The sequence below is a fragment of the Ureibacillus endophyticus genome (assembly GCF_003628435.1).
GTDB classification, from domain to species: domain Bacteria; phylum Bacillota; class Bacilli; order Bacillales_A; family Planococcaceae; genus Ureibacillus; species Ureibacillus endophyticus.
The window spans coordinates 1-24,349 of the sequence record NZ_RBZN01000010.1 but is presented as its reverse complement, the minus strand read 5'-3'; the positions used below and the strand labels follow the sequence as shown (position 1 = coordinate 24,349).

Annotated in this window: 23 protein-coding genes and 1 other annotated feature; of the genes, 14 read left to right on the top strand and 9 right to left on the bottom strand. The window is 34.1% G+C overall.

All coding sequences use genetic code 11. The features are described from left to right. Positions 1–22: 22 nt before the first annotated feature. Complete coding sequence (locus tag D8M03_RS06115; protein WP_121213898.1) at positions 23–1,813, top strand: oligopeptide ABC transporter substrate-binding protein; 1,791 nt, start codon at positions 23–25, stop codon at positions 1,811–1,813. 121 nt (positions 1,814–1,934) lie between these two features. Here D8M03_RS06115 and D8M03_RS06110 read toward each other — a convergent pair whose 3' ends face one another. Beyond that, positions 1,935–2,786 carry a DegV family protein gene (locus D8M03_RS06110; protein ID WP_121213897.1) on the bottom strand — a complete coding sequence of 284 codons (852 nt, stop codon included), beginning with the start codon at positions 2,784–2,786 and terminating at the stop codon, positions 1,935–1,937. Positions 2,787–2,867: 81 nt separating this feature from the next. Next, positions 2,868–3,677 carry a Cof-type HAD-IIB family hydrolase gene (locus tag D8M03_RS06105; protein WP_121213896.1) on the bottom strand — a complete coding sequence of 270 codons (810 nt, stop codon included), beginning with the start codon at positions 3,675–3,677 and terminating at the stop codon, positions 2,868–2,870. Between the two features lie 140 nt (positions 3,678–3,817). Between D8M03_RS06105 and D8M03_RS06100 the strand changes: the two genes are divergently transcribed. Then, positions 3,818–4,582: a prolyl oligopeptidase family serine peptidase gene (locus tag D8M03_RS06100; protein ID WP_121213895.1), complete on the top strand. Its 765-nt coding sequence runs from the start codon at positions 3,818–3,820 to the stop codon at positions 4,580–4,582. 57 nt (positions 4,583–4,639) lie between these two features. Beyond that, positions 4,640–4,954 (top strand): metal-sulfur cluster assembly factor, encoded by a 315-nt coding sequence (locus D8M03_RS06095; protein WP_121213894.1) that lies wholly within the window; start codon positions 4,640–4,642, stop codon positions 4,952–4,954. Positions 4,955–5,040: 86 nt separating this feature from the next. Here D8M03_RS06095 and D8M03_RS06090 read toward each other — a convergent pair whose 3' ends face one another. Further along, positions 5,041–5,730, bottom strand: a complete 690-nt coding sequence (locus D8M03_RS06090) for a Crp/Fnr family transcriptional regulator (protein ID WP_121213893.1) — start codon at positions 5,728–5,730, stop codon at positions 5,041–5,043. A 179-nt stretch (positions 5,731–5,909) separates the two neighbouring features. Between D8M03_RS06090 and D8M03_RS06085 the strand changes: the two genes are divergently transcribed. Further along, the gene (locus D8M03_RS06085; RefSeq protein WP_121213892.1) at positions 5,910–8,045 is read left to right on the top strand and encodes an ATP-dependent Clp protease ATP-binding subunit; all 2,136 of its coding nucleotides are present in this window, start codon (positions 5,910–5,912) and stop codon (positions 8,043–8,045) included. Positions 8,046–8,653: 608 nt separating this feature from the next. Here D8M03_RS06085 and D8M03_RS06080 read toward each other — a convergent pair. After that, on the bottom strand, positions 8,654–8,845 hold the full coding sequence (locus tag D8M03_RS06080; protein ID WP_121213891.1) for a DUF2929 family protein: 192 nt from the start codon (positions 8,843–8,845) through the stop codon (positions 8,654–8,656). Between the two features lie 194 nt (positions 8,846–9,039). On the opposite strand from D8M03_RS06080, the gene D8M03_RS06075 reads away from it, so the two are divergent. Further along, on the top strand, positions 9,040–9,978 hold the full coding sequence (locus tag D8M03_RS06075) for a beta-ketoacyl-ACP synthase III (RefSeq protein WP_121213890.1): 939 nt from the start codon (positions 9,040–9,042) through the stop codon (positions 9,976–9,978). Positions 9,979–10,029: 51 nt separating this feature from the next. Next, the gene (fabF, locus tag D8M03_RS06070) at positions 10,030–11,265 is read left to right on the top strand and encodes a beta-ketoacyl-ACP synthase II (RefSeq protein ID WP_121213889.1); all 1,236 of its coding nucleotides are present in this window, start codon (positions 10,030–10,032) and stop codon (positions 11,263–11,265) included. Between the two features lie 264 nt (positions 11,266–11,529). Here fabF and trpS read toward each other — a convergent pair whose 3' ends face one another. Then, entirely contained in the window at positions 11,530–12,519 is a 990-nt protein-coding gene (gene trpS / locus D8M03_RS06060) for a tryptophan--tRNA ligase (RefSeq protein ID WP_121213887.1), read from the bottom strand. A gap of 62 nt (positions 12,520–12,581) precedes the next feature. Next, positions 12,582–12,799, bottom strand: a binding site (T-box leader). Between the two features lie 514 nt (positions 12,800–13,313). Here trpS and spxA point away from each other — a divergent pair. The 4 genes from spxA (at position 13,314) to pepF (ending at position 17,951) form a co-directional block, all read left to right on the top strand. Continuing rightward, positions 13,314–13,709, top strand: coding sequence for a transcriptional regulator SpxA (spxA, locus tag D8M03_RS06055; protein ID WP_202615613.1), 396 nt, complete (start codon positions 13,314–13,316; stop codon positions 13,707–13,709). Positions 13,710–14,177: 468 nt separating this feature from the next. Next, positions 14,178–14,831 carry an adaptor protein MecA gene (gene mecA / locus D8M03_RS06050; protein ID WP_121213886.1) on the top strand — a complete coding sequence of 218 codons (654 nt, stop codon included), beginning with the start codon at positions 14,178–14,180 and terminating at the stop codon, positions 14,829–14,831. Between the two features lie 129 nt (positions 14,832–14,960). Then, positions 14,961–16,091: a competence protein CoiA gene (locus tag D8M03_RS06045; RefSeq protein WP_121213885.1), complete on the top strand. Its 1,131-nt coding sequence runs from the start codon at positions 14,961–14,963 to the stop codon at positions 16,089–16,091. A gap of 54 nt (positions 16,092–16,145) precedes the next feature. Continuing rightward, positions 16,146–17,951 carry an oligoendopeptidase F gene (gene pepF, locus D8M03_RS06040; RefSeq protein ID WP_121213884.1) on the top strand — a complete coding sequence of 602 codons (1,806 nt, stop codon included), beginning with the start codon at positions 16,146–16,148 and terminating at the stop codon, positions 17,949–17,951. A 582-nt stretch (positions 17,952–18,533) separates the two neighbouring features. Here pepF and D8M03_RS06035 read toward each other — a convergent pair. The 4 genes from D8M03_RS06035 to D8M03_RS06020 form a co-directional block, all read right to left on the bottom strand. Further along, a complete protein-coding gene (locus D8M03_RS06035; protein ID WP_121213883.1) occupies positions 18,534–19,337 on the bottom strand; it encodes a DsbA family protein in 804 nt (267 codons plus the stop codon). After that, complete coding sequence (locus D8M03_RS06030; protein ID WP_121213882.1) at positions 19,334–19,735, bottom strand: globin domain-containing protein; 402 nt, start codon at positions 19,733–19,735, stop codon at positions 19,334–19,336. The genes D8M03_RS06035 and D8M03_RS06030 overlap by 4 nt, the downstream gene beginning before the upstream one ends. A 155-nt stretch (positions 19,736–19,890) precedes the next feature. Beyond that, positions 19,891–20,625: a lytic transglycosylase domain-containing protein gene (locus tag D8M03_RS06025; RefSeq protein ID WP_121213881.1), complete on the bottom strand. Its 735-nt coding sequence runs from the start codon at positions 20,623–20,625 to the stop codon at positions 19,891–19,893. Between the two features lie 6 nt (positions 20,626–20,631). Further along, a complete protein-coding gene (locus tag D8M03_RS06020; RefSeq protein WP_121213880.1) occupies positions 20,632–21,210 on the bottom strand; it encodes a CYTH domain-containing protein in 579 nt (192 codons plus the stop codon). Between the two features lie 113 nt (positions 21,211–21,323). Between D8M03_RS06020 and D8M03_RS06015 the strand changes: the two genes are divergently transcribed. The 4 genes from D8M03_RS06015 (at position 21,324) to D8M03_RS06000 (ending at position 24,216) form a co-directional block, all read left to right on the top strand. Beyond that, complete coding sequence (locus D8M03_RS06015; RefSeq protein WP_121213879.1) at positions 21,324–21,716, top strand: UPF0738 family protein; 393 nt, start codon at positions 21,324–21,326, stop codon at positions 21,714–21,716. A gap of 118 nt (positions 21,717–21,834) precedes the next feature. Further along, the gene (gene yjbM / locus D8M03_RS06010; protein ID WP_121213878.1) at positions 21,835–22,509 is read left to right on the top strand and encodes a GTP diphosphokinase; all 675 of its coding nucleotides are present in this window, start codon (positions 21,835–21,837) and stop codon (positions 22,507–22,509) included. A 1-nt stretch (position 22,510) separates the two neighbouring features. Beyond that, positions 22,511–23,305, top strand: coding sequence for an NAD kinase (locus D8M03_RS06005; RefSeq protein WP_121213877.1), 795 nt, complete (start codon positions 22,511–22,513; stop codon positions 23,303–23,305). An 8-nt stretch (positions 23,306–23,313) separates the two neighbouring features. After that, a complete protein-coding gene (locus D8M03_RS06000; RefSeq protein ID WP_121213876.1) occupies positions 23,314–24,216 on the top strand; it encodes an RluA family pseudouridine synthase in 903 nt (300 codons plus the stop codon). Positions 24,217–24,349: the final 133 nt, after the last annotated feature.

The window sequence follows — 24,349 nt, the reverse complement described above, 5'->3', positions numbered from 1 at the left end:
AGATGTACTAGGGAGGAATATTATGAAAATTACTCGATGGATGTTACTTGCAACCATAATATTTACCTTGTTCATTTTAACAGCCTTTAGTAAATCCGAAAAACGAATTGAAACTGCTGCACCAAGTTCAAATTCACCCTTTGCAATGGCGGTAACGAATGAAGGAAAGCCAATTGATGGAGGAGTCTTGCGAGTTGCCATGGTGAAAGATGAACCGTTTCAAGGGATTTTTTCTTGGGAGTTATATGAAGACGGTTATGATGCAGATTTGATGTCTTGGGCTTCAAATTCTCTTTTTGAAACGGATGAAAATTTCATGATTACTAATGAAGGAATTGCATCCTTATATGTTGATCAAAAAAATAATAAAGTAACAGTCACAATTCGTGAAGGTGTAAAATGGTCTGATGGTCAGCCGTTAAAGATTGAGGATGTCATCTTGCCTTACCATATTATTGGGCATAAAGATTATCCTGGTGTGCGATACAATTCAGAGTTCCAAAATATTATAGGTGCAAAAGAATATCATGAAGGAAAAGCTAAAACAATCTCTGGAATTAGGAAAGTGGATGATTTCACAATTGAAATCAGTTTTAAACAACTTTCCCCATCGATTTTTTATGGTGGTGATGGTCTATGGACGTATGCTGCACCAAGTCATCAAATTGGGAATATTCCAGTTGATCAGTTGTTGCAATCAGATGCGGTTCGCAAAAATCCAGTTACTTTAGGCGCTTTTAAAGTAGAGAAAATTGTTCCAGGGGAATCCGTACAATATGTGAAGAATGAGCATTATTGGAAAGGTGAGCCAAAGCTTGATGGCGTTTTAGTAAAAGTGGTTCCTTCGAGTTCGGTATCTGTTGCAATTGGTACCGGTAAATATGATATTATCCAACATTTCAATGCTACGAAAATGCCGGAAATCGAAGGCTATGACAATATTACGATTTTAGGTCGACCTGAACTTTTTTACTCTTACCTTGGATTTAAAGTAGGGAAATATGATTATCAAAAAAATACTGTTGTAACGGATTTAGACGGATCAAAAATGGGCGATGTGAACTTACGAAAAGCAATGGCCTATGCTTTAGACATCGAACAAGTATCTGAAGTGCTCTATAATGGTTTGAGGGTACGGGCAAATTCATTAATACCACCAGTTTTTGAATCGTTTTATGATAAGTCTTTAAAAGGTTATGTATATGATCCAGAAAAAGCAAAGGAAATTCTCGATAAGGCTGGTTATAAAGATGTGGATGGAGATGGCTTCCGCGAAGATCCAAAGGGAAAAAAGTTAGAAATTAAATTAGCTTCCATGTCAGGTGATTCCGTGCAGGAAGAAATCACAGCGTACTATTTGCAAAACTGGAGAGATGTCGGGTTAAATGTCACATTATCAACGGGGCGATTAATCGAATTTAACTCATTCTACGATATGGTAAAAGCTGATCATCCGGAAATCGATGTTTTCATGGGGGCATGGGGAACAGGCACAAACCCTTCACCATCTGGTTTGTATGGAGCATCAGATCAATATAATTTCAGTCGTTATACTTCTGATCTTTTAGAAAAGACAATTCAAAATATTGATTCTCCCTCTGCATTTGATAAATATTATCGTGCGAACCAATTTAAGATTTTCCAAAAACATATTGAAGAAGTTGCAACAACTGTGCCAATGCAATTCCGATATGAAATTTATCCGATCAATAAGCGTGTGAAAAATTACAGCATCGATTATAAAAATCCAACAGAACTACATGAAATTGAATTAATGGCAAAAGAACCATTTAAATCTAAAAAGAAAAAATGATAGAAACAAAAAACAGGCATTCGAGAGTGAGTGCCTGTTTTTATTGCCGTATACTAACTATTTTTATTAAGTCGATACTTTTTGTAAACTACCTAAGCTGGTTTATGTTCAAGCTCTCTTTTTAGTAATCTTTATCCGTAAAGAAAATAGCAATGGTACCAGGTCCGGCATGGGCACCAATAACAGCACCAACCATCGTCATTTCAAAGGATTTTGGTTGTAATTTTTCTTGGATTAAGGATTTCACTTCATTGGCAAATTCTAAATCGTCTCCGTGACTTATACCAACGACTTTATTTGAAAAATCGCCACCGCGCTCATGCATAATCTCAATAATTCGATTTATCGCCTTTTTGCGACCACGAACTTTCTCAAGGGGGATTAATTTACCATCTTCAACGTGTAAAATTGGTTTAATGCTTAATAATCCACCAATAAAAGCACTAGATTTTGAAACCCGTCCACCTGCAGCTAAGTAATCCAAATTTTCAACAGTAAATAGGTGTGTCATGTGTTGAGCTAAATAATCAACTTTCTCGAAAACTTCTAAATATGGAACGCCCTCATCTCTTAATCTTACAGCTTCTTTTACAAGTAAACCGCATCCTAATGAGGCACATTTAGAGTCAATAATTTTAAGTTTTAAGTCTGGATATTGCTCTCGAACTTGAGAAGCAATCATCACTGCTGTGTTATATGTACCTGATAAGTTAGATGAAAAGGCGATATATAATCCTTCTTCTTTACTTTTTGCTAGTTCTTCAAAGTGTTGTAAAAATAATTCCGGAGACGCTTGAGAAGTTTTAGGTACAACGCCTTGGCGCATTGCATCATAAACTTTTTTAGGGTCAATTTCTACTGTATCAAGGTATACAGAGTTGTTTAAATCTACTCTTAATGGGAAAATTTCTACGTTGTGTTGTTCAAAAAATTCTTTTGGCAAATCGCTGCCACTGTCTGCAAATATTTTCATATATACAGTACCTCCTTTAGACATGAGCACCTTAACTAACGTCATTCTATGGTGAGGGCTTTGGAAAGTTAAATTTCCAAGCTATAACTTTAATCGATCTATTAAAAAGTTAGCAATACCGTCCTCATTATTACTTGAAGCAGTGATCTCATTGGCAATATTTTTCAGTTGTGCTATACCATTCGACATTGCTACTCCAATTCCTGCATAATCAATCATTTCTAAATCATTATCTTCATCACCAAATGCGATAATGCGTTCTCTTGGAATGTTCATTTCCTTTGCAATTAGTGAAATACCAACTGCTTTACTTAAACCTTTTTTCACGATTTCAATAATATGAAATGGTGCTCCCCAACGTCTGTGTTCAATTAATTCTGCATGAACATCTTCTAAATGGTCACGAATAAGTTGTACTTTCTCTTCTTCTGCATGGATAAGTAAACTTGTCGGATCCTCGTTTAGACTTCCTTTTAAATTTCCAATCGTTACACGCGGGTCACCCATTTTAAACATATCCATCATTGGGCTATTTTCCTGATGAATGAATACGTCATCCATCACTTCAGCAATCAAGTTTTCATATTGATATTTATCGACAGAATCCACAACATCGTAAACCACTCTTAAATCAACTGGTGTATGAACCGTTTGCCATGATTTATTTTTCGGATGATGGACAAGGGCACCATTAAAGTTAACAATTGGCGTAGTTAGCTTTAATTCGTTATAATACAACTGACTTGCACGAAATGGACGACCAGTTGCAATCATCACTTGATGACCTGCATCCATTGCTTTAAAGAGGGTATTCTTTGTCTTTTCTAAAATCTTTTGATTATCTGTTAATAGAGTACCATCTAAATCTAACACAATTAAATGTTGCTTCATAAAGGAATGCTCCTTTCTATCTTAATGATTTTATCCCAAATGGATAAATTTAGTCAAAAAATTGTTGTTGTAAGTCGTGAATAAGCGTTATTTTATTCTTTGCTTTACATGAATTCGATATACTTTAGGAGATGGTAAAAATGTATGTTCAAAATGATATGTGGAAAGAGATACCGTTATTACATGTTTATGATGAGGAAATGAATGAACATACACCAATCGTCATCTTTTTACACGGATTTCAAAGTGCGAAGGAACATAATTTACACTATGCATATCAACTTGTAAAAAAGGGGATTCGTGTCATTTTACCAGACGCGAAATTGCATGGTGATCGCTCGGAAAATTTATCTGAAGGAAAGATGAACTTACACTTTTGGGAAATCGTTTTACAATCAATTGAAGAGGTAGGCGTACTTTATAACGAATTACAGTCTCGAAATTTAGTGTCATCTGGAAAAATTGGTGTGGCAGGAACTTCCATGGGTGGTATTGTTACATCAGGCTGTTTAAAAAAATATGATTGGATTTCGACTGCAGCAATTTGTATGGGTGCTCCAGGATTTGTTGAATTATCGAATTATCAACTAAATCAATTCGAACAACTTGGAGTAAAATTACCGATGACTTCTGAACAAAAGGAGCAACTTCAAGCATTATTAGCTGAATATGATATTACAAGAGAGCCTGAAAAATTTAATCAACGTCCAGTGCTATTTTGGCATGGCGAAAAAGATACAACGGTTCCTTTTAAAAATACATATCATTTTTATATGCAGTTACGTTCATACTATGTGCAAGAACCAGATCATTTAAAATTTATTGCATCGCCGAATAGTGGGCATAAGGTACCGCGAGAAGGTGTATTAGCTGTAACAGACTGGCTATCTCAATATTTGGCATAAAAGATTTACCTTTGATATGATAGAGTTAGCACTATAAGGAAAGGGGATAAAGTAAATATGGCAATTAGTGAAGATATGAAAGAAAGCATCCTTGGAGCTTTAGAAAACGTAATTGACCCTGAGCTAGGTATTGATATAGTTAACTTAGGTTTAGTATATGATGTAGATTTAAATGAAGAAGGTTTAGCTACAATCACTATGACGTTAACATCAATGGGCTGCCCATTAGGACCAGTGATTGTGGATCAAGTGAAAACGGCGTTAAGTGAGCTTCCAGAAGTAAAAGACAGTGAAGTAAACATCGTTTGGCAACCAGCTTGGTCAAAAGATATGATGTCACGTTATGCAAAAATGGCATTAGGAATTAGATAAAAAATGCTGGCTGTGAAGGAAAATTTTCTTCACAGCCTTTTGATTGCAACCATCCTCGTCACAGGATGACTTCTCAGACTCTATTGTTAATCTATCCTACAAATTGTAGATGGGCAATTTTCACAACATATAGCCTGCTTTAAATATCGAATATCCGTAATCGTAATAAATCCTTTATCCATGCTGATTATGCCTTGCTTTTTTAATTCATTCAACATCCGATTAATCATTTCACGACTTGTTGAACAAAGATTTGCGATGTCAGTATTTGTTAAATAATGATTTATGAATATTTTATCGTCTTTTTGCTCCCCATAAGTGTTTGCTAAACGAATTAATGTTGAGTACAATGCGCCTTTCTTACCGTGTAAAATAAGATCACGTAGGAGACTTTGATTTTTCAAATTTTCATTTTGTAACCACTTTAAATACTCTATCATTAATGCGGGTTTTTGCATTAATAACATTTCTAGTGAATCTTTATTTAAAGCTAATAATTCGGTATGGGAATTTGCTTTTGCAGTTGTTGATCTTATCGTAGATGTTGCACTAAATAATGGAAATTCCCCAATGATGCTGTGTTTACCACATATTCTAAAGGTAATTTCCTTCGCATCTTCCGTTTCCTTACTAATTCGAACGGAGCCTTCTTTAATCAGTAGAATGTCTGTGGCTTTCTCACCCTCACGATAAATATTACTTCCTTTTTCAACTTTAACTAATAAACCATGCTCTTCAAACAAATGAATTATTTCAATCGGCAATGTTTCTACCATGCCATCACTTCCTTTTATCCTTGGGGTGAATCTAAAATTTAAACATGTATTTTAAATACATGATAACATAATTTTTCCCGTATTCGTGAAAACTTTATAGTGTGAATTTTTGCATTTCCTATTAAAAAGTCCTATAATCATTTTAGTCAAAAAAGGTCAAAGTTGAAGGGGTGTAACAAATGCAATTTCAACAACAAGATAATCGAAAACCATTAGAACAATTTGGTCGCAACTTAATCGAAGAAGTCAAAAATGGCAAAATGGACCCAGTAATAGGAAGAGATGAAGAAATTCGTAATGTTATACGTATTTTATCAAGAAAAACTAAAAATAATCCAATACTAATTGGTGAACCGGGTGTTGGGAAAACAGCGATTGTTGAAGGTTTGGCCCAACGTATCGTTCGTAAAGACGTACCTGAGGGATTGAAAGACTGTATATTATATGAACTAGATATGAGTGCATTAATTGCTGGTGCAAGTTACCGTGGTCAATTTGAAGAAAGATTAAAAGGTGTACTTAAAGAAGTTAAAGAATCTGAAGGTCGTATTATTTTATTTATTGACGAAATTCATACAATTGTTGGTGCAGGTAAGACTGATGGCGCAATGGATGCAGGGAATATGTTAAAACCGATGTTAGCACGTGGAGAACTCCATTGTATTGGTGCCACAACCCTTGATGAATATCGTATGTATATTGAAAAAGATCCTGCTTTAGAACGTCGTTTCCAACAAGTAATGGTGCGCGAACCTTCTATTGAAGATACAGTTTCAATCTTACGCGGTCTTAAGGAACGTTTTGAGTTGCATCATGGAGTTCGTATACATGACCGCGCAATTATTGCATCTGCTGAACTTTCGAATCGATACATTACAGATCGATTTTTACCAGATAAAGCAATCGATCTAATCGATGAAGCTTGTGCGATGATTCGTACAGAGATTGACTCAATGCCCCAAGAGCTAGATATGGTAACAAGACGTGTTATGCAATTGGAAATTGAAGAACAAGCATTAACGAAAGAAAAAGATGAAGCCAGTAAAAAACGTCTTGAAGCATTGCGAAAAGAATTAGAAACCTTAAAACAAAATACGGACAAGATGCGAAAGCAATGGGAACAAGAAAAATCCGGTTTACAGGAAATTCAAAAGAAACGGGAACTTCTTGATAAATACCGCCGTGATTTAGAAGATGCAGAAAGTAAATATGATCTTAATAAAGCAGCGGAGTTACGTCATGGGAAAATTCCTACTATTGAAAAAGAATTGTCTGCTTTAGAAGAAGAATTGAAAAAAGGATCTGAAATTCGTATTTTACGAGAAGAGGTAACTGCAGATGAAATAGCTTCCATTATTTCAAGATGGACTGGAATTCCGGTTACAAAGCTGGTTGAGGGCGAACGTGAAAAATTATTACGTTTAAAAGATACTCTCCATGAAAGAGTAGTTGGTCAGGATGAAGCTGTAAAATTAGTAACAGAGGCGGTATGGAGAGCACGTTCTGGCATTAAAGATCCAAACCGTCCAATTGGTTCTTTTATTTTCTTAGGTCCAACAGGGGTAGGGAAAACGGAATTAGCCAAGGCGTTAGCTGCACAACTTTTTGATTCAGAAGATCACTTTATTCGAATTGATATGAGTGAATATATGGAAAAACATAGTGTGTCTCGTCTTGTGGGAGCACCTCCTGGATATGTCGGTTACGAAGAAGGTGGTCAGCTAACTGAAGCGGTTCGCCGTAATCCATATTCTGTTGTATTACTTGACGAAATTGAAAAAGCGCATCCAGATGTGGCCAATATTTTATTGCAAATTTTAGACGATGGCCGCATTACGGATAGCCAAGGTCGACTTGTTAACTTTACGAATACTGTAGTTATTATGACGTCGAATATTGGATCTCATCATTTGTTAGAATCTAGTGCAAATGATGAAAAAACAACGGAAGACTCGGTTATGGCTGAACTTCGATTGCACTTTAAACCAGAATTATTAAATCGTGTAGATGATATAATCATGTTCCATGCGTTAACATCAAATCACTTTAATGCAATTGCGTGGAAATATATTCAGCAGTTACAAAATCGCGTAGCAGAACAAGAAATTGAGTTAGACGTATCTGAAGAAGTCGTGTCATGGGTTGTAGAACATGGTATTGATTCGCAATTTGGAGCAAGACCACTAAAACGATTTATCCAACGTAATGTAGAAACCGTTGTAGCAAAAGAGTTACTAAAAGGAGAAACACTCCCGGGTGATAAATTGCATGTGTCGTTAGCAGAGGGACAATTAGTGGTTCAGAAAGTATCATAGTTGTTTTGGGACAGTAGTAGTTATGCTACTGTCTTTTTTTGTGGGGATGATTGGATATTAGGAGTTTTCTCAGCGATGAATACAAAAATACGGTCGAGAATCGGTAAAATCTGTCTTCATAACCCAGATGAATACAAAAATCCATGTGAGAATTGATAAAAAACGTCTTCATAGAATCCATGAATACAAAAATTCAGTCGAGAATCAGTAAAACCTGTCTTCATAACCCAGATGAATACAAAAATCCATGTGAGAATTGATAAAAAACGGCTTCATAGAATCGATGGATACAAAAATTCAGTCGAGAATCAGTAAAACCTGTCTTCATAACCAAGATGAATACAAAAATCCAGGTAAGAATTGATAAAAAATGTCTTCATAGAATCGATGAATACAAAAATGCGGCCAAGAATCGTAAAACCTGTCTTCATAACGCAGATTCTAGCTAGGCTTTATAAAAAATGTCTTCATTTCATTGATTTAAAAAAATTCCAAAAAGATCTGTTAAAAAAACTTTTTCATCATACATATAAAGGTTTTTATTAACTATTTCACGAATTTAATAAAATGAAAAAGCACTCCCAAAATGGAAGTGCCTACATTACAAATTAATGATGTTCTGCATCTGGAGTTGGTTCGTTAGGGATAATTGCGCTAATAATAACAATTAGAATTAGGAATACCACAGATAGAACTAAGCTAGTAGTTAAGCTAAATGGTACATTCAAAATTGAACTTACTACATATGTTACCATTGTTACTAATAGGAATGACCATACAAATGACATAATATATTGCATCTAATTTCACCTCTACTATATCTTTTTAAAATAGTATATCTATATTCATCTTAAATATCATACCATAGTGAAACATTAAAGAACAACACACTTTTGAAACAATTCGTGAAAATAAGGTTGCAGTATAGAATAATTATGAGCTATAATTATGACCAAGTACTAAATGTAAGTCACAAATAAGGGGGATTTTCAGGATGAACGCAGGAATTATTGGGGTAGGCAAATATGTTCCAGAGCAAATTGTAACGAACTTCGATTTAGAGAAAAAAATAGATACAAGTGACGAATGGATTCGCACAAGAACTGGTATAGAAGAAAGAAGAATTGCCGCAGATCACGAAAACACATCTGATTTAGCTTATTTAGCTGCTCAAGATGCAATAAATAATGCAGGTATTTCAGCGGATGAAATTGGTTTAATTTTAGTTGCAACTGTAACTCCAGACCAAGCATTTCCAAGTGTTGCATGTCAATTACAAGAAAAATTAGGCGCAGTTAATGCGGCTGCTATGGATGTTGCTGCTGCTTGTGCTGGTTTTATCTATGCACTATCCACTGCGAAACAATTTATTGAAAGCAAAGCATATAAATACGTATTAGTAGTTGGTGCTGAAAAACTATCTAAAATTACGGATTGGTCAGACCGAAATACTGCTGTGTTATTTGGCGATGGTGCTTGTGCAGCTGTTCTTGGAGAAGTTTCTGAAGGCCGTGGAATTTTAGCCTTTGAATTAGGAGCAGATGGTACAGGTGGAAAACATTTATTTTTAGATGAAGCGGATCACATTGCCATGAACGGAAGAGAAGTATTCAAATTTGCTGTAAGACAAATGGGTGAATCTGCTGTTTCCGTGTTAGAAAAAGCAGGACTTACAAAACAAGATGTTGATTTCTTAATTCCTCATCAAGCTAACATTCGTATTATGGAAGCTTCTAGAGAACGCCTAGAATTACCAGAGGAAAAGTTATCAAAACGAATTCACAAATATGGAAATACTTCTTCAGCTTCTATCGGGATAGCTTTAAAAGACGAATTAGATGATGGTAAAATTAAAGATGATGATATACTAGTCTTAGTTGGTTTCGGAGGCGGCCTTACATGGGGTGCAGTCGTTATCAAATGGGGTAAATAATCAGTTATAATGAGAATAACAAGCTTAGAACCTAAGGGGGAAAAGAGAACTATGAAAAGAAGAGTAGTCATTACAGGTGTTGGAGCAGTTACACCTTTAGGTAATACAATTGAAGAAACTTGGCAAAATCTAATTGCTGGTAAATCTGGTGTAGGCCCTTTAACAAGGGTAGATGCTGAAAAATTCCCTGCAAAAGTAGCAGCAGAAGTAAAAGATTTTGATATTGAACAATATATTGATCGTAAAGAAGCACGTAAAATGGACCGCTTTACTCATTACGCTCTTGCTTCTTCAATTATGGCTGTAAAAGATGCTAACTTAGATATTACAGAAGAAATTGCACCAAAAGTCGGTGTTTGGATTGGTTCAGGTATTGGTGGAATGGAAACGTACGAAAAACAAATGGAAGTTTTCCAAGAACGTGGTGTACGTCGTGTTAGTCCATTCTTTGTACCAATGATGATTCCGAATATGGCTTCTGGTCAAGTTTCTATTCATTTAGGTGCAAAAGGAATCAATTCATGTTCCGTTACTGCTTGTGCATCAGGAACGAACTCAATCGGCGACGCATTTAAAGTAATTCAACGTGGTGATGCTGATGTAATGATTACAGGTGGAGCAGAAGCACCAATCGTAAATATGGCGGTAGCTGGTTTCTGTTCAAGTACTGCACTTTCTTTAAATCCGGATGCACAAACGGCATCACGTCCATTCGATAAAAATCGTGATGGATTCGTTATTGCAGAAGGTGCAGGAGTTTTAGTACTGGAAGAATATGAATTTGCAAAAGCTCGTGGTGCAAAAATTTATGCAGAAGTCGTAGGTTATGGTTCTACAGGGGATGCATACCATATTACAGCACCTGCTCCAAATGGCGAAGGGGCAGCTCGTGCAATTCAACAAGCATTAGATGATGCAGAAGTTAATCCTACTGCAGTAGGTTATATTAATGCCCATGGAACAAGTACACCATATAATGATTTATTTGAAACAATGGCAGTAAAATCTGTCTTTGGCGAACATGCATATAAATTAGCAATGAGTTCGACAAAATCAATGACTGGTCACTTATTAGGTGCAGCTGGTGGGGTTGAAACAATCTTTACTGCTCTAGCATTAAAAGAAGGGATTTTACCTCCAACAATCAACCTAGAAATGCCAGATCCAGAATGTGACTTAGATTATATTCCAAACGAAGCACGTAAAGAATTTGTAGAATATGCAATGTCAAATTCACTCGGTTTTGGTGGACATAACGCAAGCTTATTATTAAGAAAAATCGACTAAATAATATGTCGATAATAAAATGCCTTTAGCGAAAAGCTAAAGGCATTTTTGTTTTCACTCTTGAATATTAAATTAGTAAAGGAGTGTTGGACATGTTTCGTTTTATGCTTTTTTTATTTAGTTATGGCATATGTGTAATATCCGTAGGGAATCTACTTTTATATTTAAATTACCGAACATTAGGGTATTCATGGTCAGCGGTTTGGGCATTTATAGTTGGGACCCATGAGCTCTATTTAGCAATCGGATCAATTATTGTTTTGTTTATCTTGATTTTCGACCTAATCCCATCGCGTTTTCCATTCTTTTAACTGTCGCTGATGCAATTTCGTTTGCTTTTGCTGCACCTTCATCTAAGATTTTATCCAATTCACTAGAGTCAATTAATTCATTAAATCTTTCTTGGACAGGCGTTAAATGTTCGATTAGACTTGTTGCTACACCTTCTTTAAAGGCACCATAGCCAAGCCCTTCATACTTTTTAACAAGAGTATCAATAGCGATTCCTGTAACAGCAGATTCAATTGTTAAAAGGTTTGAAACACCTGGTTTATTTTTTTCATCAAAAGCAACAATACCTTCTGAATCTGTTACTGCAGATTTAATTTTCTTTTCAATTTGTTTTGGCGTATCTAGGAAGCGAATTGTTGCTTTCGTATTTGGATCTGATTTACTCATTTTTTTCGTTGGTTCTTGTAATGATTTAATACGTGCACCAGCTTTTGGCAGTTGAATTTCTGGAATCACAAATACCTTACCATATCGTTTATTAAAACGTTCAGCTAAGTCACGTGTTAATTCAATATGTTGTTTTTGGTCATCCCCAACAGGAACAATATTCGTATTATATAAAAGAATATCTGCAGCCATTAATGGTGGATAAGTTAATAATCCAGCAGAAACAGACTCTTTCCCATCAGATTTATCTTTAAATTGTGTCATTCGTTCTAATTCACCAATGGAAGCGACACATTGTAACATCCAACCAGCCTGTGCATGGGCAGGAACCTCAGATTGAATAAATAAAATGGCCTTGTTTGGGTCAATGCCTGTTGCTAAGTATGTAGCAGCTAGTGTTCGAATATTAGAACGTAATTCTTTTGGATCTTGAGGTACTGTAATTGCATGTTGGTCTACGATGCAATAAATTGCTTTTCCTTCATCTTGTAGCGCTGGAAATTGCATAAAAGCTCCAATGTAATTTCCTAGTGTAACAACTCCAGTTGGTTGAACCCCTGAAAAAATAGTCTTCATTAAAAAATCCTCCTATTATATTCAAAATAAAAAACATCATGCGTCCTTACGAAGAATGTTCGTAATGGGACGAATGATGTTGAATCCGCGGTACCACCCAGCTTGTCTATTATATAGACCACTTAGCCTTCGTAACGTGAAGGAGACGAGCTTTACTACTACATCCGTTCATAAAGCCAACTCGAAAGTCCATTCCATTTGCCCCGTCTTCTGTTTGCACCAACCACAGATTCTCTAAACACGGAAGAACAAATGTACTACTCTTTGTCATTGTTTTTATAATTTTTCGCCAATACATATTTGTTAAATAATATATAAAAAATCTTTATTAATTGCAAATAATATTTCACTGCCTTTGAATGAAAAAGAATGAGATTGGGTAACATTGTAACGTAATTAAGATAAATGTTATTTAAAAGTAACTTTTACATTTGTAAGCAGTTAAATAGTCATTTGCAAGTGCACTAGGAATTAAGCGTTAAATTTACAGAAATTTGTGATTATTTCTCGATTACTATTATCTAATTGAGAATAAAAAAAGCTTTAGTTGTATGTTTAAATTTTACAAAAGAAGGGTAAAGTAACCTGTTATATTAAAAGGATATAAATTATATTCCTAAAAGAGAAAAAATGAAAATAAAATCCCTTAACATAGCAAATATTTTATTAAATATGTTGTATTCAAATGCGATAGAATGTTGTATAATTAAGATGTTATTTTAAATTAAATTAATTCTAATCTAATAAAAAGTTGAGAATAGATTATTGACCAAAAGAAGGGAAGTGTCATAATGATCGTAACATTATTTACATCACCAAGTTGCACATCATGTCGAAAAGCTAAAGCTTGGTTAGAAGAACATGAAATTCCTTATAGAGAACGAAATATTTTTTCAGAACCGTTAACAATAGGTGAAATAAAAGAAATTTTACGCATGACAGAAGATGGTACAGATGAGATTATTTCTACACGTTCGAAAATTTTCCAAAAGTTAAATGTAGATGTTGAAAGCTTACCATTGCAACAATTGTACGAATTAATCCAAGAACATCCTGGATTATTACGTCGTCCAATTATTTTAGATGAAAAGCGCCTTCAAGTTGGTTACAATGAAGATGAAATTCGCCGCTTCTTGCCTAGAAAAGTTCGTGCATTCCAATTGTTAGAAGCGCAAAAAATGGTTAACTAAACCCGAATTTGTTTAAAAGCAATCGATAAAATCCATTTTACTTGGGTTTTATCGGTTTTTATTTTTGTTTAAAGTCATTAATTAGCGCTAATCATGATGTGTTTTTTTGAAAAGTTCGGTATGATGAATGACCAGTGAATAATAAAGAAGCAATCCAACATATAATAACTAATCTTAAAAATTTTTCACTTGATTTCAATAGTGTAGTCAACTACAATTTCAATATTCAAATAATTTTGTTTGTCCGATGTTTTTTTCTTTTCATTTTTATTAGGTAATCATACAATAGAGTTATAGAATAAAACATAAGTATATAAATAAAGAATGCTTTTATTCTAAATAATGTTGTTCACCTAAAGTGTTGGCGTAAACACTTTTGAATTGCAAGATTAATTCTTGCCAATCAAAACATACTAAGAACGCTTTCCTTGTTTTTCAACGAATGACTGTGAAGGGAGTTGAAGTCTAATGGACATCGAACGCGTAAATGAAAACACGATAAAACTTTTTATTACTTATCGTGATATTGAAGATCGCGGATATAGCCGTGAAGAAATATGGTATAACAGAGCAAAAGGTGAAGAACTTTTTTGGGATATGATTGGAGAAATCAATACAGAAGATTATTTTGATTTAGATGGTCCAATTTGGATTCATGTAAATGCTTCTGAACATGGACTTGAAGTCATTGTTACTCGTGCAAATATTAATGGTGATAGTGAATCCAACTCCTTGCTTTCAAGCTTCGAGGAGCATCGTGAAGCTGCCCAACATAATATAGATGAATCTATTTTTGACTCTTTTGATGAAGAAGACGGTGTTCATCATCAAGGAATTACAAATTTTTCAATTTATAAATTTAAAGACATAGATGAATTAATTCCGGTTGCAAAACGTCTTGTTCAATTTGGTTTACAATCATCTTTGTATAAATTTGAGAATTACTACTATGTTGCAATTGATTTCACAAATATTACTGAAAAAGAGGAACGTCTAAACATTCGTTCAATTATTAACGAGTATTTAGGTATTTCCAAATTAACTGTATTCCGTTTACAAGAATATGGTGAAACAATTATGGAAGAAGATTGCTTTGAAACGGTAATTAAATATTTCTCTTAAAGTATTAGAGGTGACCTTACAATAGGGCATCTCTTTTTTTTATGCAAATTATTATTTTTAGACAATTCGAAATCTATGATTGAAATTTAAATCGATCCTTCTTACAATTGGTTCAAGGGAGGGAAAGTTATGTTAGTTGCTTATACAGATCAAAATAAAAGGTTTGTATTAAATTCAAGCATACCTCTTTCAACATTAAAACTACTTCGATTAACAACGAAATTTTATTGCCCACAATGTAAACAACAGCTTCAGTTAAAGTTAGGTCAACAAAAAATACCGCATTTTGCCCATATTAATAAAAGTAAATGTGCGAGTACTTTCTCTGAGGGTGAATCGACTCGACACCTGGAAGGGAAGGAACAGTTATATTTTCTTTTTAAATCTCTTAATTTAAATGTTCAATTAGAACCCTATTTATCTACTTTAAAACAAAGACCCGACTTACTAATCTATGCTAACAACGAGCAATTTGCCATTGAATTTCAATGTAGTCCAATTTCACTTGAAAAATTTACAGAACGAAATGCAGGTTATTCAAGTGCCTCCATTATTCCAATATGGATTCCTGTTACACCCTTTGAAATAGGTGATGGAATACATAAGATTTTAATAAGTAAACAACTTCAACAATTTATTCAATCCACCAAACACCATCAATATATTATGATGTATTGTCCATTTCTGCGACAGTTTATTTATCTTTCAAATATATTATTTGTCCATGGCAATACTTTTATTGCAAAAGTACAAGCATTACCTATTGAATATCAAAAATTCCCATTTTATTTACCTAAGAAGTTGACCCGTGAAGAATATGCCCGATATTTAATGTTTTATAATAAAGCGAAACATAACTACTTAAAATCGAGAGTATTAATAAGTAGGAAAGGTGTAAAGGATTTATTATTGCGTTGTATTTACGAGCTTAGATTAAATTTACACTCCCTACCATACTATATAGGTGTTCCTTTAAGAGGCAGTGAGGTGATAGAGCTATTTTCAGTTGATTGGCAGCTAGCCCTATTTTATTTTTTAAGTGTGTACCAAATCCCTGTGGAGGCTATTAATGATAAAATCATTACTCACTTTTTAGCATGGTCTAAAATAAATGGTTCTATGGAAGCTATAAAAGTAGTCATGGATTATAGTGAGTTACTCAAGGACCTTTCTATTCAGAATCCAAATCAAAAAATTTCAAAGGACCAAGTGGACAACTATCTGTATAGTCAATTTCTTGCAATTAAAAGTTATTCTTGAGAAAATGAATGAGATACGAGAAATTCGAAATAAATGGTATCGGAGGCAATTTTTATGGCGAAAAAATTATTGAATCGTGAAGAAGTACCTGTTGAATTAACCTGGGATTTAGAAGTGATTTTTCCATCAGACGATGCGTGGGAAGCAAAATTTAAAGAAATCGAAAAGTTAATTCCAGAGAGTGAGAAATTTAAAGGTAAAGTAGTTGAAAGTGCGAAAAGTTTGTACGATACACTACAATTTAGTGATGAACTATCCAAACGCTTTGGAAAGCTTTATGTATACAGCCATTTAAAACACGATCAAGATACTACAAATAGTAAATACCAAGGGATGGATGCAAGAGTCCGTTCATTAGGTGCAAAATTATCAGCTGCCTGGTCATTTATTACTCCAGAGATTCTATCTATTGAAGAAGAAAAAATTCAAAGCTATTTAGATGAATTCGAACCCCTTCGATTATATACACAAATGTTAAAAGAATTAAATCTTAAACGTCCTCATGTCCTATCTGCTGAGCAAGAACAATTACTTGCACAGTTTTCAGAAGTAACATCTGCATCAAGCGGTACTTTCAGTGCGTTAAATAATGCAGACTTAGAGTTCCCTGTTATCAAAAATGATGAAGGGGAAGATGTACAATTAACTCATGGAAATTATATTACGTTTTTAGAAAGCGATAACCGCGAAGTACGTGAACAAGCATTTAAAGCGATGTATGCTACTTATGGTAAATTTAAAAATACGTTTGCCTCTACATTATCTGGAAATGTTAAATCACATAATGTAAGTGCTCGTATCCGTAAATTTAATTCAGCAAGACACCGCGCATTAAGTAACAATACGATACCTGAAAAAGTTTACGATCAATTAATTTCAACGATTCATGAGTTTTTACCTGTCCTACACCGTTATATTTCACTTAGAAAGCAAGTATTAGGTGTGGAAGAACTTCATATGTATGATTTATTTACACCTCTTGTAAAAGAAGTGAAAATTGATATGCCATATGAAAAGGCAAAAGAAATTATGGTTAAAAGCTTTGCTCCATTAGGCGAAGAATATCAATCCATCGTTCAAAAAGGTTTAGATAGCCGTTGGGTAGATGTACTAGAAAACAAAGGAAAAAGAAGTGGTGCATACTCTTCAGGAACATATGGTACAAACCCATATGTATTGATGAACTGGCAAAATAACATTAATAATTTATTTACTTTAGCTCATGAATTTGGTCATAGTATGCACAGCTACTATACTCGTCAAAATCAGCCATATCCTTATGCAGATTACTCCATTTTCGTAGCTGAAGTAGCTTCAACTTGTAATGAAGAACTGTTATTTGACTACTTGTTAAAAACGACTGAAGATGAACAGCAAAAAATTTATTTATTAAATCATTGGTTAGACGGTTTCAGAAGTACAGTATTCCGTCAAACAATGTTTGCTGAGTTTGAGCATATTATTCATGAAAAAGATGCGAATGGTGAAGCAATAACTGCTGATGGACTAACAGAAATCTACTATGATTTAAATAAACAATATTTCGGTGATGAAATGACAGTTGATGAGGAAATTGGATTAGAATGGGCTCGAATTCCACATTTCTACTACAATTATTATGTTTATCAATATGCAACAGGTCAAAGTGCTGCCACAGCATTAAGTAAACAAATTTTAGAAGTAGGACAACCAGCAGTCGATCGTTATATTAATAATTTCTTAAAAGCTGGATGTTCGGACTTCCCAATTGAAGTATTAAAAGCTGCTGGGGTGGATATGGAATCTCCAACACCGATAAGAGAAGCATGTAAAGTATTTGAACAAAAACTAAGTGAACTTGAATCATTACTGCTTAAATAATTAAATTCAATTGAACTATGTGGAGGTTTCAGATGACCTTTACATAGTTCTTTTTATTTGATAGGCAATATAATTATATTCTAAAAATATTTTTATAATTCGAAATAATATTTTTTGTATTGTATAACAGTTTTAAAAGTTCTAGAAAACTAGTACAATGTGTTACAATTCCTTATATATCAATGTATATGAAAACGGTTACTATATGACGGATTTGTGAAATGTCCACAGTTCCATTGCATCAATTATTATTCTGTGATAAATTAAATACGTGAAATAAATCACATAACAAACATACACCCCTTTGTTTGAACGTGAACATTTCTCCCATCCCCTTTGTGAAAAGAGGCGTCAATTCTTGAAAAAGAATGTGGCGTCTCTTTTATTTCTTTATATAATGTCCAGATTGGAATGGAGTGTAGCAGACAGTATTCCCTTTTTCTTCGGCTCTAATTTATTCTTTATCGAAATTGTCCACAAAGGATGAAAACAACTTTCTATACATAAAAAAAGACAATTTCATTAAGAAATTGTCTACTAAATTATAAGTTTTATATACATAATAAAAATAAGTGCTAACGATTATTTTTTTCTCCAGAGGGTAATGTCCTCATTTGTTAAACGGTCTAGTTTTTGTTGTAACATACGTTTTTTTAATTCGCGTTCTGCTTCTTGCTCAGTGATAGAATATATTTCAGCAACATCAGCTGTTGTTAGTGAATGGAATCGATTAAATAACTCTTCAATTGACGGTAGATTTTGGCAAGTCAGTGTATCATCTAGCATTTCTTGTAATATATGAACATATACATCATATGCATACATACCACTAACTTTTAGCCCTTCATCCTCTATACACTCATTAAAGAATACGATACTCGGTATTTCGTCTACTTCCATTTCGCGGGTAATGTGTAAATCACATTGAAAAGCGCGGGCTGCCTCTTTTGAACCGAAATCATTAATAAATTCATCAATGTCAAGATTTGTTTCCCTAGCTATATCAATTAAAACAGAGTAGGACGTTACATCCTTTGTATTTAATAAAGAATGTTCTTGTAATTTAAGTAAATAACGACTTGCAGCACGTTTTCCTTGTAATTCAGCTGCTTTAATCGCAATTGATGGGAGTGCAGGATGCGTAATATCCAGTTCGGCACCGGTCAAACAACCTTTAGTACGTCTTAAGCCATTTAACGAAACTAATTTTGTACTTAGCACATAGCGCCAAGTAAAATAATGATCGTACTGTAGCTGTAACTTTCTTAGCATAGTTTGCATCTTTAAAGCTTTTTTGCAAAGTGGATCTATAAAAATATATAATTCTATAGGCTTTGTAATGCTAGAAGGTGCGACGGGTTTCGATAATAATTGGACATTATTCACTCTAAATCCTCCTCATCTTCATTTGGCGAATTAATCATATGATGAGCAGTCATAACAAGTCGCTGATAGTATACTTCTCGAAATTTCCCTTCAAGACCAACCTCATCCATTGCTTCGCTCATACATTCAAGCCAAGCTTGTGCACGATCAGGTGTTATTTTAAAAGGCATATGACGAGCTTTCATCATCGGATGTCCGTGTTCCTCTGTATAAAGATTAGGTCCACCTAAATATTGAGTTTGGAATTGTATTTGTTTGCGTAATGTTTCTGTTAAATCTTCTGGAAAAATCGGAATTAACAATGGATGCTTCGCAACACGTTTATAAAAAGCGCGAAGGAGCTCAGAAAGTTTTTCAGCACCAATTTCCTCGTAAGGAATCGTATATTTTCGATTCATAGCTGCAACTCCTTTACTTCTTTTTTGAATACGTAATGAAATATCCGAATATTGCATACCATATTGTCGTTTTGCTTTAACACAAAAGTACGATGTATTTATTCTATCAACGTATTGCCTTTTTCTCAAACAAATCGCATATTGGGTATTAAAACTTAAGCATTATAGTATTTTAGTACTTTATCTACATAGTTAACTGTTTCTTTAAATGGAGGAATCCCACCGTATTTCGAAACATTTCCAGGCCCTGCATTATAAGCAGCAAGAGCTAGTTCAATATTATTATTAAATTTATTTAGCATTTGGCTTAAATATTTCGTTCCACCCATTATATTTTGTTCTGCATCATGGGAATCTTGCACACCTAAAAATTTTGCGGTTCCAGGCATCAGTTGCATTAAGCCTGTTGCACCAGCAGAACTAACTGCATTTGGATTAAAATTCGACTCTTGTTTAATCACGGCTGCAATTAACTTTTCAGGTACACTATATTTTGCAGAAGCTTTAGAAATGAATTCTGAATATTTACTTGCTCCTGCAAGAACATCTCCATATCCAGATGTATTTAAATAATCTTTATTAATGTAATTATTAAAAACGTTATTACTGTTCGAACCAATTAATGCATCATAATATGAATCAGGTATGTAATTTGAAGTAGAATTTAAGTACATTGAAGATAGAGCGTTCTCGGTTGTATTTGCTTGTGTATAGTTTTCCAGAAGGTTTGAAGCGTTATTCGTTAAGGAAGATGTTGAAGACAACATCTCTTCCAGTAATTCTGTAAAAATAGAGTTGTTGTCTGTTAACGATTGAACGCTTGTTTGTGTATTGCCTATGGATTGGAGTGCTTGAATTTCAAGTAACATTTTCATTGATGAAATATCCAACTACGATCAACCTTTCAGTGCTTTCATAAAGCGTGCAATTTTTTTATCTGCAACTTGTCTTGTTATGCTGTGTTGTTGTAAAAATTCTAGGAAAATTACTTTTCCTTCGTTTTCGTTACTTGTTTCATATTCTACCTCATAATCGTCACACTGCAAATAGAAAGAATGGTCAAATACAAGGATTCCACCTTTGTATGCAATTTCCACTCTATCTGTTGTTAAAGTGCCAAATACTCTTAATTTCTCAATTGGGATATTTAATTCTAACAACTTCTCCTTTACTCGAGGGGCTAAAAATGCTTCACCTGCTAACATTAAATCCGCTTGTTCTCTCGTTAATTCATCCGTTGTTTCTAAATGAATATTTGTAGATTTTTTCTCTTTTAATGTACAAACTATTTTATTGCTTGTCTCTCGAATTCGAAGGCCACTAGATAATTCTTTAAGAGAAAAATTAGGTGTATCAAAATAATGATTTGTTTGTCGAATTATTTTTTCATTTGGTATTTGAAATGATATTAATAAATTTTCATACTGTTCTTTTGTTAATGTATTTTTAAACTCAATTTCTAATTCTTGACTCATATATATTTTCCTTTCTAATAAGAAGAATGTGTATTTTCCTTCATTCTTTTTCTCGAAATTGTACAGTGCTATGTTAAAATATGAAGGAATAGTGTTGAAGGGATGTAAGTTTAATGCGCAACATTTATAAAATCGACAATTATCAATATGTACATAATAACCATCACTTTAGTTTAAACGAAAATGATAAAGACATACAAATTGTTCCTGCTGGACAAATGTTAGCAGACTCTGACAACCTTGCATTCATATATGTTGTCGAAGAAGGTGGAGAGTTTAGTTATTTACATTTTTCGAATGAACTATGGTCACATCTAGTAGATATTTTGAAATCTAATCAAAATCCATATGTAACGATAAATGGTGAAGCAATAGAATTAATCAATTTTACAGAAGAACTGGAAATGCTCATTTTCAATATCGAAGGAAACGACAACTATGGAAAAGAATTTGTCGATTCAGTCGAAGAAGCATTTAAGGAAATATTCCAAAATGACACGTTGTAATCTGTAAAACTTACGTGCTTATTAAATGATAAAGTTGCATGGTTCGATTCGCGATACGAAGATGCAACTACGATTTGTTCTTAAATGACAAATCGTGTTTTCTAAGGAGGAATTTTCTATGGGACAATGGGACATATTTTTAAGCCCATATAAACAGGCTGTGGATGAACTAAAAGTAAAATTAAAAGGAATGCGTTCGCAATTTGGAATTACTGGAACAACTTCTCCAATCGAGTTTGTTACAGGAAGAGTTAAACCGTTAGCAAGTATTTATGATAAAACCTTAGAAAAGGGAATACCCTTTGAACCTTCATATCAATTAACAAAAGAACTTCAAGATATTGCAGGTCTCCGCATCATGTGCCAATTTGTTGATGATATTTCAACAGTTGTAAACTTAATTCGTCAAAGAGATGATTTGAAAGTAATCGAGGAAAAGGATTATATTACACATAGTAAACCTAGTGGCTATCGTTCTTATCATATGATTGTGGAATACCCTGTTGAAACAATTAACGGGAAAATAGAAGTATTAGCAGAAATCCAAATTAGGACGCTTGCGATGAATTTTTGGGCTTCCATCGAACACTCCTTAAATTATAAATATAAAGGCTTGTTCCCTGAAGAAATAAAAAATCGACTCCAAAATGCTGCAGAAGCTGCGTTTAAATTAGATGAAGAAATGTCTTCAATTCGAAGTGAAATCCAGGAAGCACAAGTTTACTTTAGTGAAAATAAAGAAGCATCAACCCCAACGATTCGATCGACAAATGAGGAAAAGGAGCGTGAGTAATTTGAAATTTTCGATTCAGTCACGCAGAGATGCACAATCCAATGAATTAATGGGACTTGCCAAAACGTATTTACAGGATTTTGGCTTAATATTTGATGAAGAAGAACCAGAGATTGTTATATCGATTGGTGGAGATGGGACGCTTTTACATGCATTCCATCGCCATATTCATCGACTACACCAAGTAGCTTTTGTCGGAATTCATACTGGTCATTTAGGTTTCTATGCAGATTGGAAGCCATCAGAACTTGAAAAGCTCGTTTTATCGATTGCGAAAAAAGAATATAACGTGGTTGAGTACCCATTATTGGAAGTGCATGTTCAAACACACAACAATGAATCTAAAACATATTTAGCATTAAATGAGGCAACGATAAAATCTCCTGATGTTACATTAGTAATGGATGTAGAGTTAAATGGCAATCATTTTGAAAGATTCCGTGGTGATGGCCTATGTATTTCCACACCATCAGGTAGTACGGCTTATAATAAGGCACTAGGTGGCGCGATTATTCATCCGACATTACAAGCTTTTCAAATAACTGAAATGGCATCCATTAATAATCGAGTATTTAGAACGGTTGGCTCATCCTTAGTATTACCTGCACATCATAATTGTGCATTAATACCAGTGAGTAATCAGCAATTTACAATGACGATTGATCATAACCAATTTGTGCATAACGATTTGAAATCTGTAACGTTTAATGTTGCCAACGAAAGAGTACGCTTTGCTCGTTTCAGACCTTTTCCGTTTTGGGAACGAGTACATGATTCCTTTGTTTCAAATGAATAGAGGTCACCATGGATACAAGATATAAGCTACAGTTTATAGCGAATCAAAATGGTCAATTATTACGGAATGCCATTAGTAATCAAGGAATTTCAAAGAAAGCTTTAACTTCAATTAAATTTAATGGTGGTACGATATTGGTTAATGGAATTGAAAAAAATGTACGCCATGTTTTAAATGAAGGGGACGAAATCACCATTATATTCCCACCTGAGGAAATAAGTGATGGTCTGATTGTTGAACAAGGGGAATTAAATATACTATTTGAAGACGAAGCTTTATTAATTATTGAAAAGCCTCCATTTATGAATACAATCCCATCTCGTGAACATCCTACTGGAAGTGTTGCAAACTTTGTTAGCGGATATTTTCAACAGAAGGGGATTCATTCGACTGTTCATATAGTTACAAGGCTCGATCACAATACTTCAGGTCTTGTATGTATAGCAAAACATAGTCACATTCACCATTTAATGGGACTACAACAAAAAAGAGGGCAAATTAATAAACAGTATGAAGCAATTGTTCATGGTCATGTTGATTTAGATGAACAACAAATTATTGCACCAATTGGCCGGAGTGAGACAAGCATTATTGAACGGGTTGTAAGAAGTGATGGTCAATATTCTCATACCGATGTAAAGGTATTAAAAAGAGGATACTCCAATAATGGGGAACCATTAACTCATGTCCGATTGAAGCTTCATACTGGAAGAACTCACCAAATCCGAGTTCATATGGCTTATATTGGACATCCGCTTGTGGGTGATGATTTATATGGAGGTAGTAAAAGTTTATTAAATAGACAAGCTCTTCACTGTGTTTTACTAGAAATGGTGCATCCAATAACAATGGAAAAGTTATCTTTTTCAAGTGATTTACTTGAATCGTTGAAGAAACTTATGAATAATTAAAAGAGAGGTGTTTGGACTTACCCCAGTCAAGTAGACAGCTTTAAAAGAGACTAAGCAGCCATCTGGTGTCGATATTCTATCGGTGCCAGGTGGTTGAGTCGTTTTTGGAAGCGTTGGTAGTTATAAAAGTAAA

Bases quoted from the DNA above. Each gene is read 5' to 3' on its own strand.
- trpS (WP_121213887.1), bottom strand. From the start codon at position 12,519: ATGAAGACTATTTTTTCAGGGGTTCAACCAACTGGAGTTGTTACACTA.
- D8M03_RS06085 (WP_121213892.1), top strand. From the start codon at position 5,910: ATGCAATTTCAACAACAAGATAATCGAAAACCATTAGAACAATTTGGT.
- D8M03_RS06000 (WP_121213876.1), top strand. From the start codon at position 23,314: ATGGATACAAGATATAAGCTACAGTTTATAGCGAATCAAAATGGTCAA.
- D8M03_RS06105 (WP_121213896.1), bottom strand. From the start codon at position 3,677: ATGAAGCAACATTTAATTGTGTTAGATTTAGATGGTACTCTATTAACA.
- D8M03_RS06115 (WP_121213898.1), top strand. From the start codon at position 23: ATGAAAATTACTCGATGGATGTTACTTGCAACCATAATATTTACCTTG.
- D8M03_RS06045 (WP_121213885.1), top strand. From the start codon at position 14,961: ATGTTAGTTGCTTATACAGATCAAAATAAAAGGTTTGTATTAAATTCA.
- fabF (WP_121213889.1), top strand. From the start codon at position 10,030: ATGAAAAGAAGAGTAGTCATTACAGGTGTTGGAGCAGTTACACCTTTA.
- D8M03_RS06030 (WP_121213882.1), bottom strand. From the start codon at position 19,735: ATGAATCGAAAATATACGATTCCTTACGAGGAAATTGGTGCTGAAAAA.
- D8M03_RS06015 (WP_121213879.1), top strand. From the start codon at position 21,324: ATGCGCAACATTTATAAAATCGACAATTATCAATATGTACATAATAAC.
- D8M03_RS06095 (WP_121213894.1), top strand. From the start codon at position 4,640: ATGGCAATTAGTGAAGATATGAAAGAAAGCATCCTTGGAGCTTTAGAA.
- D8M03_RS06090 (WP_121213893.1), bottom strand. From the start codon at position 5,730: ATGGTAGAAACATTGCCGATTGAAATAATTCATTTGTTTGAAGAGCAT.
- D8M03_RS06080 (WP_121213891.1), bottom strand. From the start codon at position 8,845: ATGCAATATATTATGTCATTTGTATGGTCATTCCTATTAGTAACAATG.
- mecA (WP_121213886.1), top strand. From the start codon at position 14,178: ATGGACATCGAACGCGTAAATGAAAACACGATAAAACTTTTTATTACT.
- yjbM (WP_121213878.1), top strand. From the start codon at position 21,835: ATGGGACAATGGGACATATTTTTAAGCCCATATAAACAGGCTGTGGAT.
- D8M03_RS06110 (WP_121213897.1), bottom strand. From the start codon at position 2,786: ATGAAAATATTTGCAGACAGTGGCAGCGATTTGCCAAAAGAATTTTTT.
- D8M03_RS06020 (WP_121213880.1), bottom strand. From the start codon at position 21,210: ATGAGTCAAGAATTAGAAATTGAGTTTAAAAATACATTAACAAAAGAA.
- D8M03_RS06075 (WP_121213890.1), top strand. From the start codon at position 9,040: ATGAACGCAGGAATTATTGGGGTAGGCAAATATGTTCCAGAGCAAATT.
- D8M03_RS06100 (WP_121213895.1), top strand. From the start codon at position 3,818: ATGTATGTTCAAAATGATATGTGGAAAGAGATACCGTTATTACATGTT.
- pepF (WP_121213884.1), top strand. From the start codon at position 16,146: ATGGCGAAAAAATTATTGAATCGTGAAGAAGTACCTGTTGAATTAACC.